This window comes from Paramylibacter kogurei (assembly GCF_002742285.1).
GTDB classification, from domain to species: domain Bacteria; phylum Pseudomonadota; class Alphaproteobacteria; order Rhodobacterales; family Rhodobacteraceae; genus Amylibacter; species Amylibacter kogurei.
Genome location: NZ_MDGM01000009.1, coordinates 135,793 through 150,090, shown reverse-complemented (window position 1 = coordinate 150,090; position 14,298 = coordinate 135,793). Strand labels below are relative to the sequence as shown.

At 50.2% G+C, this 14,298-nt stretch carries 13 protein-coding genes; 7 read left to right on the top strand and 6 right to left on the bottom strand.

Annotation, left to right across the window (positions count from 1 at the left end):
• Window positions 1-22: 22 nt before the first annotated feature.
• From odhB to BFP76_RS04925, 6 genes are all read right to left on the bottom strand, one after another.
• Window positions 23-1,231: a 2-oxoglutarate dehydrogenase complex dihydrolipoyllysine-residue succinyltransferase gene (gene odhB / locus BFP76_RS04955; protein WP_099592073.1), complete on the bottom strand. Its 1,209-nt coding sequence runs from the start codon at window positions 1,229-1,231 to the stop codon at window positions 23-25.
• 4 nt (window positions 1,232-1,235) lie between these two features.
• A complete protein-coding gene (locus BFP76_RS04950; protein WP_099592072.1) occupies window positions 1,236-4,187 on the bottom strand; it encodes a 2-oxoglutarate dehydrogenase E1 component in 2,952 nt (983 codons plus the stop codon).
• Window positions 4,188-4,387: 200 nt separating this feature from the next.
• Entirely contained in the window at window positions 4,388-5,287 is a 900-nt protein-coding gene (sucD, locus tag BFP76_RS04940; protein ID WP_099592070.1) for a succinate--CoA ligase subunit alpha, read from the bottom strand.
• Between the two features lie 6 nt (window positions 5,288-5,293).
• Window positions 5,294-6,487, bottom strand: a complete 1,194-nt coding sequence (sucC, locus tag BFP76_RS04935) for an ADP-forming succinate--CoA ligase subunit beta (protein WP_099592069.1) — start codon at window positions 6,485-6,487, stop codon at window positions 5,294-5,296.
• A 199-nt stretch (window positions 6,488-6,686) separates the two neighbouring features.
• Complete coding sequence (mdh, locus tag BFP76_RS04930) at window positions 6,687-7,649, bottom strand: malate dehydrogenase (protein WP_099592068.1); 963 nt, start codon at window positions 7,647-7,649, stop codon at window positions 6,687-6,689.
• A 255-nt stretch (window positions 7,650-7,904) separates the two neighbouring features.
• Window positions 7,905-8,216, bottom strand: coding sequence for a hypothetical protein (locus BFP76_RS04925; protein WP_099592067.1), 312 nt, complete (start codon window positions 8,214-8,216; stop codon window positions 7,905-7,907).
• Between the two features lie 174 nt (window positions 8,217-8,390).
• On the opposite strand from BFP76_RS04925, the gene BFP76_RS04920 reads away from it, so the two are divergent.
• The 7 genes from BFP76_RS04920 to sdhA all read left to right on the top strand — a co-directional run bounded on the left by BFP76_RS04920 (window position 8,391) and on the right by sdhA (window position 14,251).
• A complete protein-coding gene (locus BFP76_RS04920; protein WP_099592066.1) occupies window positions 8,391-9,248 on the top strand; it encodes an HpcH/HpaI aldolase/citrate lyase family protein in 858 nt (285 codons plus the stop codon).
• The gene (locus BFP76_RS04915; RefSeq protein ID WP_099592065.1) at window positions 9,249-9,821 is read left to right on the top strand and encodes an NnrU family protein; all 573 of its coding nucleotides are present in this window, start codon (window positions 9,249-9,251) and stop codon (window positions 9,819-9,821) included. It begins immediately after the preceding gene.
• Window positions 9,821-10,024, top strand: coding sequence for a DUF1737 domain-containing protein (locus tag BFP76_RS04910; protein WP_099592064.1), 204 nt, complete (start codon window positions 9,821-9,823; stop codon window positions 10,022-10,024). The genes BFP76_RS04915 and BFP76_RS04910 overlap by 1 nt, the downstream gene beginning before the upstream one ends.
• 28 nt (window positions 10,025-10,052) lie before the next feature.
• A complete protein-coding gene (locus BFP76_RS04905; RefSeq protein ID WP_099592063.1) occupies window positions 10,053-11,438 on the top strand; it encodes an aspartate aminotransferase family protein in 1,386 nt (461 codons plus the stop codon).
• A gap of 203 nt (window positions 11,439-11,641) precedes the next feature.
• On the top strand, window positions 11,642-12,037 hold the full coding sequence (gene sdhC / locus BFP76_RS04900) for a succinate dehydrogenase, cytochrome b556 subunit (protein WP_099592062.1): 396 nt from the start codon (window positions 11,642-11,644) through the stop codon (window positions 12,035-12,037).
• Window positions 12,034-12,414, top strand: coding sequence for a succinate dehydrogenase, hydrophobic membrane anchor protein (sdhD, locus tag BFP76_RS04895; RefSeq protein ID WP_099592061.1), 381 nt, complete (start codon window positions 12,034-12,036; stop codon window positions 12,412-12,414). The genes sdhC and sdhD overlap by 4 nt, the downstream gene beginning before the upstream one ends.
• Before the next feature lie 16 nt (window positions 12,415-12,430).
• A complete protein-coding gene (sdhA, locus tag BFP76_RS04890; protein WP_099592060.1) occupies window positions 12,431-14,251 on the top strand; it encodes a succinate dehydrogenase flavoprotein subunit in 1,821 nt (606 codons plus the stop codon).
• Window positions 14,252-14,298 lie beyond the last annotated feature (47 nt).

Sequence of the window (14,298 nt, the reverse complement as noted above, 5' to 3'; positions counted from 1 at the left end):
CGTCGAGCGTTGCGTTATTTGATTACAGATCCATCAACAAACGGCGGGGATCTTCCAATGCTTCTTTGACGCGCACAAGGAATGTGACCGCACCTTTGCCATCAACGATGCGGTGATCGTATGACAGGGCCAGATACATCATCGGGCGGATCACGATTTCATCGTTCACCACAACTGCGCGTTTTTGGATGCTGTGCATGCCCAAGATACCCGATTGTGGCGGGTTCAAAATTGGCGATGACATCAGGCTGCCGTAAACACCACCATTTGAAATGGTGAATGAACCACCTTGCATTTCATCCATGCCCAATTTGCCATCGCGCGCGCGTGCACCTTTTTCGGCAATTGCTTTTTCGATTTGTGCAAATGACAGGCTGTCTGCATCACGGATCACGGGCACAACCAAACCTGTTGGCGTACCTGTGGCGATGCCCATGTTGACGTAGTTTTTATACACAACATCGGTGCCATCGATTTCGGCGTTTACCTCTGGAATTTCCTTGAGCGCGTGGCAACATGCCTTGGTGAAAAAGGACATAAAGCCCAATTTCACGCCGTGCTTTTTCATGAACAACTCTTTGTATTCATTGCGCAAATCCATCACCGCTGACATGTCCACCTCGTTATAGGTGGTCAACATTGCGGCGGTGTTTTGGCTTTCTTTTAGGCGGCGCGCAATGGTTTGGCGCAGACGTGTCATTTTCACTCGTTCTTCGCGATCCGCATTGTCATCGCTGCGCGGTGCGCTAGCGGCTTTGGGTGCGGATGCGACAACGGGTTGTGGGTTGTTCATGGCGGACAAAACATCGCCCTTCATCACGCGCCCATCGCGCCCTGATCCCGCAACGTTCGCGATATCAACATTGTTGTCGGCGGCCAGTTTTTCCGCAGATGGTGCGTTTTTCGCATCTGTTTCTGGCGCTTGTTCAGATGGTTTTTCTGGCGTTGGTTTTTCCGCGGTCGGTGCAGGGCCAGCGGCGGGGGCGTCTGCGGTTGCACCTTCGGTTATGGATGCAAGCAGGGCATCAACGCCAACGGTTTCGCCTTCTGCTGCGACGATTTCGGACAGAACACCAGCAACGGGCGAGGGGACCTCTACCGTGACCTTGTCTGTTTCCAATTCGCACAGCATTTCATCAACTGCCACAGCATCGCCTGGTTGTTTGAACCATGTTGCGACGGTTGCTTCGGTAACACTTTCGCCAAGTGTGGGGACGCGTACTTCGGTCATTGAATTATCCTTTGAGCGTTAGCGCATCGTTCACGAGTGCGGCTTGTTGTTTTTTGTGTTGGCTGGCCAAACCTGTGGCCGGTGCAGCGGCAGATGGACGGCCAACATATTTTGGTCGGTTGTTTTTCATGCCAAGGTCGACCAAGGTTTCTTCGATCCGTGGATTGATGAAATCCCAATAGCCTTGGTTTTTCGGTTCTTCCTGACACCAGATGAATTCTGCGTTTTTAAACCGTTTCAATTCCACCTTTGCGGCGGCATCGTGATAGGGGTACAGCTGTTCAAAACGCAGCAGATAAATATCATCAATCCCGCGTGCATCGCGTTCTTCTAACAGGTCATAATAAACCTTGCCCGAACAGATCACGACGCGTTTGATGTCTTTGTCCGCTTTCAGTTTGGTATCGGAATTGCCCAACTGCGCATCATCCCACAACACACGGTGAAAGCTGCTATCACCCGTAAAGTCATCAATCGTTGATACGGCCAATTTATGGCGCAGCAATGATTTTGGCGTCATAATCACCAATGGTTTGCGATAGGTACGGTGCAATTGGCGGCGCAGGATGTGGAAATAGTTTGCCGGCGTTGTCACATTGGCAATCACCCAGTTATCCTCGGCGCACATTTGCAAGAAACGCTCTGGGCGTGCAGATGAATGTTCTGGCCCTTGGCCTTCCATGCCGTGGGGCAGCAACATCACAAGACCCGACATGCGCAACCATTTGCTTTCGCCTGATGAAATGAACTGATCAAACATGATCTGTGCACCATTGGCGAAATCGCCAAATTGCGCTTCCCATAATGTCAGCGCATTTGGTTCGGCCAGTGAATAGCCGTATTCATAACCCAGCACCGCATATTCGGATAACATGCTGTCGATGACTTCGTAATGGCCTTCTTGATCATCGCGGATGTTGTTCAGCGGGTAAAATTTTTCACCCGTGTTTTGATCCAAAATGCCCGAATGGCGGTGGCTGAATGTGCCGCGGGTACAATCCTGACCAGACAGGCGCACGGGGAAACCTTCGACCTGAAGCGTGCCAAATGCGAGCGCTTCGCCAGTGGCCCAATCAATGCCTTTGCCCGATTTAATCATTTCCGCCTTGGCATCCAAAATTCGCTGGATCGTGCGATGCGGCGTCCATTTTTCGGGCAGGCGGGTTAAAGCCTCGCCCACCTCTTTGAAGCGTTTTTTGGAAATATGGGTTTTGCCACGCTGATATTCGGGGTCTTTGCTTTTCATATGTGACCAGCGCCCATCAAGCCAATCAGCCTTGTTGGGTTTGTAAACTTTGCCTGCCTCGAATTCTTCGTTCAGACGCATCTGAAACGCAGTTTTCATATCCTCGATTTCACCCTCTGGGATCAAACCTTCGCGCACCAGTCGTTCGGTATAGATCGTCAGCGAAGTTTTATGCGCCTTGATCTTTTTATACATGGTTGGCTGGGTGAACATCGGCTCATCGCCTTCGTTATGGCCAAAGCGGCGATAACAGAAAATGTCCAACACAACATCCTTGCGGAATTTTTGACGGAATTCGGTGGCGATTTTGGCGGCATGTACCACGGCCTCTGGATCGTCACCGTTCACATGGAAAATCGGCGCTTCGACCATCATCGCGATATCGGTGGGATAGGGCGATGAACGGCTGTCATGAGGGGATGTAGTGAATCCGATTTGGTTATTCACAACGATATGCATCGTGCCACCCGTGATATGCCCCTTCAGACCTGAAAGGCCAAAACATTCCGCAACCACACCTTGGCCCGCGAATGCTGCATCACCGTGTAACAATACGGGCAATACCGCACCACGATCGCGCCCCAATTGATCACCCTTGGCGCGTGCTTTGCCCAAGACAACTGGGTTTACAGCCTCTAGGTGTGACGGGTTGGCGGTGAGCGAGAGGTGAACAGAATTTCCGTCAAATTCACGATCTGCGGATGCGCCAAGGTGATATTTCACATCGCCCGAACCTTCGACATCGTCTGGTTTGTATGACCCGCCCAAAAATTCGTTGAAAATCGCGCGATATGGTTTTGACATCACGTTACACAATACGTTCAAACGGCCACGGTGGGGCATGCCAACGATGATGTCTTTTACACCCAACGCACCACCGCGTTTGATGATTTGTTCCATGGCGGGGATCAATGCCTCGCCACCATCAAGACCAAAACGTTTGGTGCCCGAATATTTCACGTGACAGAATTTTTCAAACCCTTCGGCCTCGACCATTTTGTTCAAAATGGCGCGGCGCCCTTGGGTGGTGAAAAAACTTTCGTGCTCGTACCCTTCGATGCGTTCTTTGAGCCAGCCTGCCTCTTCTGGATCGGACAGGTGCATGTATTGCAGAGCAAATGTCCCGCAATAGGTTTTGCGCAGTTTCGCCAAAATTTGGCGCATGGATGCGGTTTCCATCCCCAACACTTTATCAAGGAAAATAGGGCGATCCATGTCGGTTTCTTGGAAACCATAAAATTTTGGATCAAGCTCTGGGTGGGGTTCTTTGGATCGCATATCCAATGGATCAAGTGCTGCGATCAAATGGCCACGGATACGATAGGCACGGATAATCATCAGCGCGCGCATGGAATCCAACACGGCCTTTTGTACATCGGCATCAGACAAGGTTACACCCTTGCCAGCCGCCGCTGATTTGATCTTTTCACCTGCCTTTTGCGGGTCTTCGCCCCATTGCCCATCGAGGGCTGCGATCAATTCATCGTTTGGTGCTGGTGGCCAATCGGGGCGTTTCCATGTGGCACCTGTTGCCTCTGCGGTGACGGCATCAACATCATCGCCAAGTTCGGCAAAGAACGCCTGCCAACTGGCATCAACCGACGATGGGTTGGCCACATATTGCGCATAAAGCTGTTCAATATATTCCGCGTTATGCCCTTGTAAAAATGACAGCGCGTGGAACTGATCGTTGGATGGTTGTTCGTTCATGATGTTACCTCATGCGTTGGAAAGAGCGCGGACAAATGGGCAGTGTCTGGATTTGTCGGCATGGTTGAGGTCAATTGGCGAAACGCATCGCCAATTGAAGTGTTAGACTTGGATATGGGCGAGGAGGGCGCATTCATTCCCATGCCAGATGCCAATGGCATCGACATTTTTGGATATGTATATCGCCCATCTGCCATCAATTATCCAATCGCCTGTACGACAGCTTCGCCAAGTTTTGCTGGGCTTTCAGCCACAACAATACCAGCAGATTTCATCGCTTCGATTTTAGAGCCAGCGTCACCTTTGCCGCCCGCAACAATCGCACCCGCATGGCCCATACGACGACCCGGAGGTGCTGTTACACCCGCGATAAAGCCAGCAACTGGTTTTTTGCGGCCTTTTTTCGCTTCATCAATCAAGAATTGCGCGGCGTCTTCTTCGGCACTTCCGCCGATTTCACCGATCATGATGATGGATTGTGTTTCATCGTCGGCAAGGAACAATTCCAACACATCGATGAATTCTGTACCCTTGATCGGATCACCACCGATACCCACGGCGGTGGATTGGCCAAGACCCGCATTTGTTGTTTGGAACACGGCCTCATATGTCAATGTACCTGAACGCGATAACACGCCAACGGAACCTTTTTTGAAAATCGAACCGGGCATAATGCCGATTTTACATTCATCGGGTGTCAACAAACCAGGGCAGTTACCACCGATCAAACGTGATGATGAATTGTCCAATTTATGTTTCACGCGCACCATATCCATCACTGGGATACCCTCGGTGATACATGTGATCAGATCAATGCCCGCATCGATTGCTTCTTCGATTGCGGCGGCCGCACCTGCTGGTGGGACGTAGATCACGGATGCGGTTGCACCTGTTGCGTCTTTCGCCTCTGCAACGGATGCAAAGATTGGCAATTCCTGCCCGCTGGCCGCGGCCCAATTTGTGCCACCCTTTTTGGGATGTGTACCCGCAACCATTTGTGTGCCGTGATATGCAAGCGCTTGTTCGGTGTGGAAAGTACCTGTTTTACCTGTCAGGCCCTGCACGATGATTTTAGTGTCTTTGTTAATAAGAATTGACATGGGGGCTTAACCTTTCACCGCTTTAACGATTTTTTCTGCGGCATCATCCAGATCATCCGCAGCGATCACATCCAGCGGGCTGTTGTTGATGATGTCTTTACCTTCTTGAACTTTGGTGCCTTCTAGGCGGACAACCAATGGCACTTGCAGGCCGACTTCTTTCACCGCTTGCACAACGCCCTCGGCGATCACATCACAACGCATGATGCCACCAAAGATGTTGACCAAGATGCCTTTGACATTTGGATCGGACGTGATGATTTTAAACGCTGCTGTCACCTTTTCGGTTGTCGCGCCACCACCAACATCAAGGAAGTTGGCAGGTTCTGCACCCTTCAATTTGATGATGTCCATTGTGGCCATCGCCAGACCCGCGCCATTCACCATACAGCCGATTTCGCCATCAAGCGCGATATAGCTCAGATCATATTTTGATGCTTCCAGCTCTTTGTCGTCTTCTTCTGTTTCATCGCGAAGTGCGAGGATATCAGGCTGGCGGAACAATGCGTTCCCATCGAAACCCATTTTCGCATCCAGACATTTCAAACCACCGTTTTCCATTACGATCAATGGGTTGATTTCCAGCATGTCCATGTCTTTTTCAACGAACATACGATACAGGTTTGACGTCAGCTCAACACATTGATCAACCTCGGCACCTGTCAATTTCAACGCATCGGCAACGGCTTTGCCATTTTCGGGCGTGAAACCAGTCGCTGGGTCGATTGTCAGGGTGACGATTTTTTCTGGTGTTTCTTCGGCAACCGCTTCGATGTCCATGCCACCCTCGGTAGAGGCCACGAATGAAACGCGTGATGTGACGCGATCCAACAAAACCGCCAGATACAATTCGCGATCAATGTCGGAACCATCTTCGATATAGATACGGTTCACTTGTTTGCCATCAGGGCCTGTTTGATGAGTGACCAATGTGTTGCCCAGCATTGCTTTGGCTTCTGCGGCGGCTTCGGCCACGGATTTTGTCAAACGCACACCACCTTTTTCGCCGGCTGCGGCCTCTTTGAAGGTGCCTTTACCGCGACCACCAGCGTGGATTTGTGCTTTTACCACCCACAACGGGCCGTCCATTTCCGCTGCGGCGGCTTCGGCCTCTGATGCATTTAATACGGCGCGGCCATCTGATACGGGGCAGCCGTATTGCTTTAACAGCTGTTTGGCTTGGTATTCGTGGATGTTCATTGAAGACTCCCTTTAAGGTCAAACTTTGCAAGGAGACAATCACAGATTCGAAACCGTCAAAAGAGTATTTTGCGGAAAATGCGGATTCTAGCGATAAAAGTGACTTTTGTGATCACATGATTATTTTTTGTGATCACAACAAAGAAAGGCGCATCTTTCGACACGCCTTTTTCGATAATTTATGACAATTTAATGTGGCTTATGCCAATGAACCGTCAATCTCTTTACATGCTGCAACCAAACCAGCAACCGCTTCGACAGAGTTGTCGAACATCGCTTGCTCTTCTTTGTTCAGGCTGATTTCAACGATTTTTTCGATGCCATCTGCGCCAATCACGGTTGGTACGCCAACGTAAATGTCTTTCACGCCAAACGCATCTTCAACATATGCCGCACAAGGCAACACGCGTTTTTGGTCTTTCAAATATGCAATCGCCATTTCAATCGCAGATGATGCAGGTGCATAATATGCAGACCCCGTTTTCAACAAACCAACGATTTCAGCGCCGCCATCACGTGTCCGTTGAACAATCGCATCCAGCTTGTCTTGTGTTGTCCAGCCCATATCCACCAGATCAGGCAATGGAATACCTGCAACCGTTGAATAACGCTGCAATGGAACCATGGTATCGCCGTGGCCGCCCAATACGAATGTGTTGATATCTTTGACAGATACGTCGAATTCTTCGGCCAAGAAGTGGCTGAAACGTGCGCTGTCTAAAACGCCTGCCATGCCGCAAACTTTGTTTGCTGGCAGACCGCTGAATTTTTGCAATGCCCAAACCATCGCATCCAGCGGGTTTGTGATACAAATAACAAATGCGTTTGGCGCGTGTGCTTTGATGCCTTCGCCAACGGATTTCATAACCTTTAGGTTAATGCCCAACAAATCATCGCGGCTCATGCCAGGTTTACGTGCAACACCCGCGGTTACGATACAAACATCTGCATCTGCGATATCGGCGTAATCTGTTGTGCCTTTCAACTTGGCATCATATTTTTCAACGGGGCCAGCTTCGGCCATATCAAGGCTTTTACCTTGTGGAATACCATCTGCGATATCGAACAAAACAACATCACCCAATTCCTTTAATGCTGCCAAATGTGCCAGCGTGCCGCCGATCATGCCTGCGCCGATTAACGCGATTTTTGCCCTAGCCATGTTTTCTCTCCACATGAAATGAAACTCATGCAGTTGCTAGCGCTGTCGCAACCAAAGGGCAAGTGTCAAGCGCGGTAATTCACGAATAAGATTATATTTCAACGTGTTAAGGGGGCAATTCGCTGGTGCAAATCAGGGATGGAACGTGATCACGAATCTATGGTAGCGCAACCAAACAGGAACAATAACTGTTCCCGTGGCCATTTTCTCTATTCCAAATGTTTCAAATATCCTCGCCGAAGGCATTAAATCAAATTATGTCGGTGCCCCGCGTTGCAGGGCGTCGCTCGTAAATTCAAATGCATCACCCGCGGCCATTAAACAGGACATACCATTGGGCAACGTCACCAATATTGTCCAAGTCCCCGTATTGTCAGATGCAAAAAGCTCTACCACACCATTGTTTTGCCCAAGCCCAATGCTGCGCCGTGTTTCGCCATATTGATCGTTCAGGCTTTGAACAACCTTGCCCCGTGCCGCACAATTGGTGGGCTCTGCGTTGCCATGTTGTGCCATCATTATAATAACGCCAAACCCAAGCGATAGCGCGAAGAGAAATTTTTGCATGGTGGACCCTTTCCAAAGGTGTCAGATAAACAGGCTGCTCTCCGTTGGGGTAAACCCTTGTCCTGTGATAATGTCAGCTTGAACAAAATTTCCCAAAATCTGGTTAAGGTTGCGCACGGTTGTAAACGCGAAACTCCACTTGCTCAGCGTTCTGCCATGTGATTGGAATAACAAATGGATATTTCACCGCTTTATCGCTCGTTTCTGTTTGTTCCCGGTGCCAATGAACGCGCCGTGGCAAAGGCATCTCAACTACCAGCTGATCGCATTATTTTTGATCTCGAAGATGCTGTTGCATCAGATGCAAAACCTGCGGCGCTTACTCGTGTTTGCTCTGCCATATCCGATCCGGATCTGGCGTCACGCGCATTGGTGCGGGTCAATGGTTTGGACAGTGCTTATATCGCGGCCGATCTGCGTGCGCTAAACACTGCCACCCCCGCCGCATTGGTGTTCCCCAAGATCGAAAAAGTTGATCATGTGTTACAGATTGATGCGCTGTTGCAGGTGTTCAAAGGTTTTCAAAATACCCAAGTCTGGGTGATGATTGAAACACCGCTTGGTGTATTGAACGTCGCTCAGATCATGGCGCATCCACGCGTTACGGGCTTGATCTTTGGCCCCAATGATCTGCGCAAATCATTATCTGCGCAAACCAGCGAAAACCGGGATGCCTTGCAAACCAGCCTATCGCTTTGCGTTTTGGCGGTGCGTGCACATGATAAATACTGCATTGATGGTGTTTATAATAACTTCAACGACAACGACGGTTTGATGCGCGAATGTGAACAGGGGCGTATGCTTGGCTTTGATGGCAAAAGCTTGATCCACCCCAATCAAATTGCCACAACCAATCAGATTTTTGCACCGAGCATTGCCGAAATCACCCATGCAGAAAATGTCATCTCCGCATTTCAATCTGCAATCGATGGCTTGGCTACCTTGAATGGAGAAATGATCGAAGAATTACATGTGCAACAGGCCAAGGCGCTGTTAAAACAGGCGCAAATTATAAAACAACAGGAGAGTTAAATGTTCTGGTTAATCCTTGGAATTATCATCTGGTGCGATGTGCATTTTTTCAAACGCATTCTTCCCGCAGGACGCGTGGCGATGGATGAAAAACTGGGCGTTGGACCCGCCAAAGGCGTGATCGCATTGCTCTTGGTGATATCCGTTATCTTTATGATCATCGGTTATCGCAGCATGGATCACTTGCCCGTTTATACACCAATCGCAGGGATCGGACACCTTAATAACCTGTTGATGCTGATTGCCGTTGCGCTGATGGGGCTCGGCGCATCCAAAGGTCGCGCACGAAGCTGGCTGCGTCATCCGATGTTAACGGGTGTGATTGTTTGGGGCGTGGCGCATTTGCTGGTGAATGGTGATTTGGCCTCGATTTTTCTGTTTGGTGGCATGATTTTATGGGCCATTGGCGAAATGGTGTTGATTAACCGCAGCGAAGGTGCTTGGCTGCGACCAGAACCAGGCCCTGCATCTGGCGATATCAGATTGGCAATCATCACCATTGTGCTGTTTGCGATTATCGCGGGTGTTCACACGGCGCTGGGCTATAACCCATTTTTAGGAACTTATGGCTGATGCAAGCATATCGTTTTATTACCAATGATGACACATCTGAATTTTGCCACCGTGTAACCGAAGCCTTGTCAAAAGGCTGGGAATTGCATGGTGATCCGCAATATTCATATGATGAAAAGCGCGGCGTCATGCGCTGTGGTCAGGCCGTTACAAAACACAGCGATGAAACCTATTCCAAAGACTTAAAATTGGGCCAACTTTAATTCACCTTAAATTCAAACGGGGCACATCATGACCATTCGACCAAACTCGATCGAGGCACGCGACACAGCATTTCATCTGCATGGTTATACAAACCCTGCCGCGCATCTGGAAATCGGCCCACTGGTGATTGAACGCGGTGATGGTGTGCATGTGTTTGATAACCAAGGCAATAAATATATCGAGGCCATGGCGGGGCTTTGGTCTGCGGCCCTTGGGTTTTCCGAAACCCGATTGGTGGATGCCGCAACCAAACAAATGAAAGCGTTGCCATATTATCATTCGTTTGCACATCGTGGGCATACACCTGCGGCGGAATTGGCGGATACATTGGTGAACATGGCGCCGGGCAATATGTCCAAAGCATTCTTTACCAATTCCGGGTCAGAGGCGATTGATACCGCAATCAAATTGATTTGGTATCGTTCAAACGCGCTGGGCAAGCCCGAGAAAAAGAAAATCCTTGTGCGCAATCGCGCCTATCACGGGGTTACGGTCGCCGCCGCCGCGCTCACGGGATTGCCTGCCAACCACGCATCATTTGATCAGATTGTGCCGACATTACGCTTGACTTGCCCACATTACTGGCGCGAAGGGTTGGATGGCGAAACCGAAGAACAATTCACCAATCGCTTGGCCGAAGAATTGGAAAACATGATTGTGGCCGAGGGCCCCGAAACAATCGCGGCATTCTTTGGTGAACCTGTGCTTGGGGCAGGGGGTGTTGTAACCCCACCCAAAGGGTATTGGGCCGCTGTGCAAAAAATCTTGAAAAAATATGACATCCTTTTGGTCGCGGACGAGGTGATCTGTGGCTTTGGGCGCACGGGGCAAATGTTTGGCTGTAACACTTATGACATCACCCCAGATATGATGACGCTTTCAAAACAGCTTTCTTCATCCTACATGCCCTCATCGGCACTGTTGATGAACGAACGTGTCTTTGAGCCTTTGATGAACGAGGCAAACAAAATCGGCACGCTTGGTCATGGCTACACGGGGTCTGGGCATCCCGTTGCCTGTGCTGTGGCCAATGAAACCATCCGTATCATTCGCGAAGATAACCTTGTCGAACATGCAGCAGCGATGGGCGAACACCTGCGCGCAGGGTTGAATAATCTGTCTGACCATCCGCTGGTTGGCGAAGTGCGCGGCGTTGGCCTGATCGCGGCCGTGGAACTTGTGACAAACAAAGAAACCAAAACCGCGCTGGAAAAACCAGGCAAACTGGGTTTGCAAACCAATGCTCTGGCCATTGAAAATGGTTTCTTTAGCCGCCCGATGATGGATGCAATGGCATTTTGCCCGCCCTTAATCATTCAAACGCATGAAATCGACGATCTGTTGGGACGCTTTGAAAAAACGCTCGATCAATCGCTGGCTCAATTGCAAAAAGACGGGCATCAAATCGGTTAACCCGTTCTCCATTTTGTTCAAATATCCAAATCCCAGCATTCTTGCTGGGCGCTGAGCGCGATCTTTGGTCTAAAACGCGCAAAAAACAGCGACCGTTATCGCTAACTGCGGCGATTTATTTGCAAAAATCGACTTATCGCTCTGTGCCTTTGAAAAAATATGGTCTAATAAACAGTTAAACGACGACCACCATGGGGAGACACATGGCAGACCAAAATCGTGGCAACCGCCCATTATCACCGCATTTGACGATCTATCGTCCTCAAATGTCCTCAATGACCTCTATCTTTGTTCGCTTGACAGGTATCGCACTGACCCTTGGGTTTGTGATGATCATCTGGTGGCTGATCGCGGCGGCCTCGGGGCCGGCGTATTTTGATCGCATCAATGGGCTGATGACGGGATGGTTTTCCATGCTGATCTGGATCGCATCGATTTGGGCGCTTTGGTATCATTTCTTGGGCGGTGTGCGCCATTTGATCTGGGATATGGGCTATGGCTTTGATCTCAAAACTGCCGATTTGATGGGCTATATCATGATTGGCGGCAGCTTTGTGATGACCATTCTGACATTTATCATGATCGGAGTATGCTCATGAGCTTTAAAACAGATTTCCAACGCGTCGCGGGACTTGGCAGCGCAAAATCAGGTGCGCATCACTGGTTTGGTGAACGGCTCAAGGCCGTTGCACTTATCCCGCTAACGCTTGCGTTTTTGTGCATTGTTGCCCCTTTAGTGGGGGCAAGCCACGCTGATGTGGTTGCCGCATTCCAAAACCCGATCAAAGCAATTGCCGTGATCTTGTTTTTCCTCGTCACATTCAAACATCTCGAAGAAGGTTTGCAAGTTGTGATCGAGGATTACATCCACGGCAAAGCAGCATTGTTAACATTGCTGATCGGTACGAAATTATTCTGCTGGGCATTTGGCCTCGCGGGCGTCTTTGCAGTCGCCAAAATCGCCTTTGGCGGCTGAGACAAGGAAGAAAATTATGTCATCTTACGAATATACAGATCACGAATATGATGTTGTTGTTGTCGGTGCTGGTGGTGCGGGGTTGCGCGCCACTTTGGGCATGGCTGAACAAGGGTTGAAAACCGCCTGTGTGTCCAAGGTTTTCCCAACACGTTCCCACACGGTTGCCGCACAGGGTGGCATCGCGGCCAGCCTTGGTAACATGGACGTTGGCACCGAAATGAATGACCACTGGCAGTGGCATTTGTATGACACGGTCAAAGGTTCCGATTGGCTCGGTGATACGGACGCAATGGAATATTTGGTCCGCGAAGCACCCAAAGCGGTGTATGAACTGGAACATTACGGCGTTCCGTTTTCACGCACCGAAGATGGTAAAATTTACCAACGCCCCTTTGGTGGTCACACCACCGAATTTGGCGAAGGCCCGCCCGTGCAACGCACATGTGCCGCCGCAGATCGTACCGGCCACGCCATATTACACACGCTTTACGGCCAGTCGTTGAAAAACAACGCAGAATTTTACATCGAATATTTCGTCACCGACCTGATCATGACTGAAGATGGGCGTTGTCAGGGCGTGATTGCATGGAAATTGGACGATGGCACCATTCACCGCTTTAATGCGAAAATGGTTGTGTTGGCGACGGGCGGCTATGGCCGTGCATATTTCAGCGCGACATCTGCCCATACCTGTACGGGTGATGGCGGCGGTATGGTTGCCCGCCAAGGGCTGGCACTCCAAGATATGGAATTCGTGCAATTCCACCCCACAGGGATCTATGGCTCTGGCTGTTTGATCACAGAGGGTGCGCGCGGCGAGGGTGGTTATTTGACCAACTCCGAAGGCGAACGTTTCATGGAACGCTACGCCCCCACTTACAAGGATTTGGCATCGCGCGATGTTGTATCGCGCTGCATGACCATGGAAATTCGCGAGGGTCGCGGTATTGGCGCCGAAGGCGATCATATCCATTTGCACCTTAACCACTTGCCCCCTGAAACACTGGCGGAACGCCTTCCCGGTATTTCAGAATCCGCACGGATTTTCGCAGGTGTTGATGTGAACAAGGAACCCATCCCCGTATTGCCAACCGTGCATTACAACATGGGCGGTATTCCGACCAATTATTGGGGAGAGGTTTTGGACCCAACTGCCAAAGATCACGATCGCATCCTGCCCGGCCTGATGGCCGTGGGTGAAGCGGGCTGTGCATCTGTGCATGGTGCGAACCGTTTGGGTTCAAACAGCCTGATCGATTTGGTTGTGTTTGGCCGCGCGGCGGCGATCAAGGCGGCAGAAGTCGTTGATCCAAAGGCACCAAATGAACCGCTTAACGAAAAATCCGTGGAAAAATCCATGGCTCGTTTTGATGCGATGCGTCATGCGGATGGGGCGATTTCAACCGCAGATTTGCGTCTGGAAATGCAAAAAACAATGCAGGCAGACGCGGCCGTTTTCCGCACGGATAAAACATTGGCCGAAGGCGTTGAAAAAATGACCGCCGTTGCCAAGAAAATGACCGATATCAAGGTCACAGATCGCAGCCTGATCTGGAATTCGGATTTGATGGAAAGCTTGGAATTATCCAACCTGATGCCAAATGCGATGGCAACAATTGTGGGTGCCGAAGCACGCAAAGAAAGCCGCGGCGCACATGCCCACGAAGATTACCCAGATCGCGACGATAAAAACTGGCGCAAGCACAGCTTGGCCCGTGTCACCGATCACAAGGTAAAGCTATCCTATCGTGATGTGCATCTTGACCCGCTGACAAAACAAGAAGACGGTGGTATTGATATTAAAAAGATCGCGCCAAAAGCGCGGGTATATTAAGTATTTCCGCACCCCGTATTTTTGGGGTGCGGTCAGTATTTGAGGGG

What these genes read in the sequence shown, in the direction of transcription:
- BFP76_RS04920 (WP_099592066.1), top strand. Translation starts at nt 8,391, where the DNA reads ATGGATATTTCACCGCTTTATCGCTCGTTTCTGTTTGTTCCCGGTGCC.
- BFP76_RS04915 (WP_099592065.1), top strand. Translation starts at nt 9,249, where the DNA reads ATGTTCTGGTTAATCCTTGGAATTATCATCTGGTGCGATGTGCATTTT.
- sdhC (WP_099592062.1), top strand. Translation starts at nt 11,642, where the DNA reads ATGGCAGACCAAAATCGTGGCAACCGCCCATTATCACCGCATTTGACG.
- BFP76_RS04910 (WP_099592064.1), top strand. Translation starts at nt 9,821, where the DNA reads ATGCAAGCATATCGTTTTATTACCAATGATGACACATCTGAATTTTGC.
- mdh (WP_099592068.1), bottom strand. Translation starts at nt 7,649, where the DNA reads ATGGCTAGGGCAAAAATCGCGTTAATCGGCGCAGGCATGATCGGCGGC.
- BFP76_RS04925 (WP_099592067.1), bottom strand. Translation starts at nt 8,216, where the DNA reads ATGCAAAAATTTCTCTTCGCGCTATCGCTTGGGTTTGGCGTTATTATA.
- odhB (WP_099592073.1), bottom strand. Translation starts at nt 1,231, where the DNA reads ATGACCGAAGTACGCGTCCCCACACTTGGCGAAAGTGTTACCGAAGCA.
- BFP76_RS04905 (WP_099592063.1), top strand. Translation starts at nt 10,053, where the DNA reads ATGACCATTCGACCAAACTCGATCGAGGCACGCGACACAGCATTTCAT.
- sdhA (WP_099592060.1), top strand. Translation starts at nt 12,431, where the DNA reads ATGTCATCTTACGAATATACAGATCACGAATATGATGTTGTTGTTGTC.
- sucC (WP_099592069.1), bottom strand. Translation starts at nt 6,487, where the DNA reads ATGAACATCCACGAATACCAAGCCAAACAGCTGTTAAAGCAATACGGC.
- sucD (WP_099592070.1), bottom strand. Translation starts at nt 5,287, where the DNA reads ATGTCAATTCTTATTAACAAAGACACTAAAATCATCGTGCAGGGCCTG.
- BFP76_RS04950 (WP_099592072.1), bottom strand. Translation starts at nt 4,187, where the DNA reads ATGAACGAACAACCATCCAACGATCAGTTCCACGCGCTGTCATTTTTA.
- sdhD (WP_099592061.1), top strand. Translation starts at nt 12,034, where the DNA reads ATGAGCTTTAAAACAGATTTCCAACGCGTCGCGGGACTTGGCAGCGCA.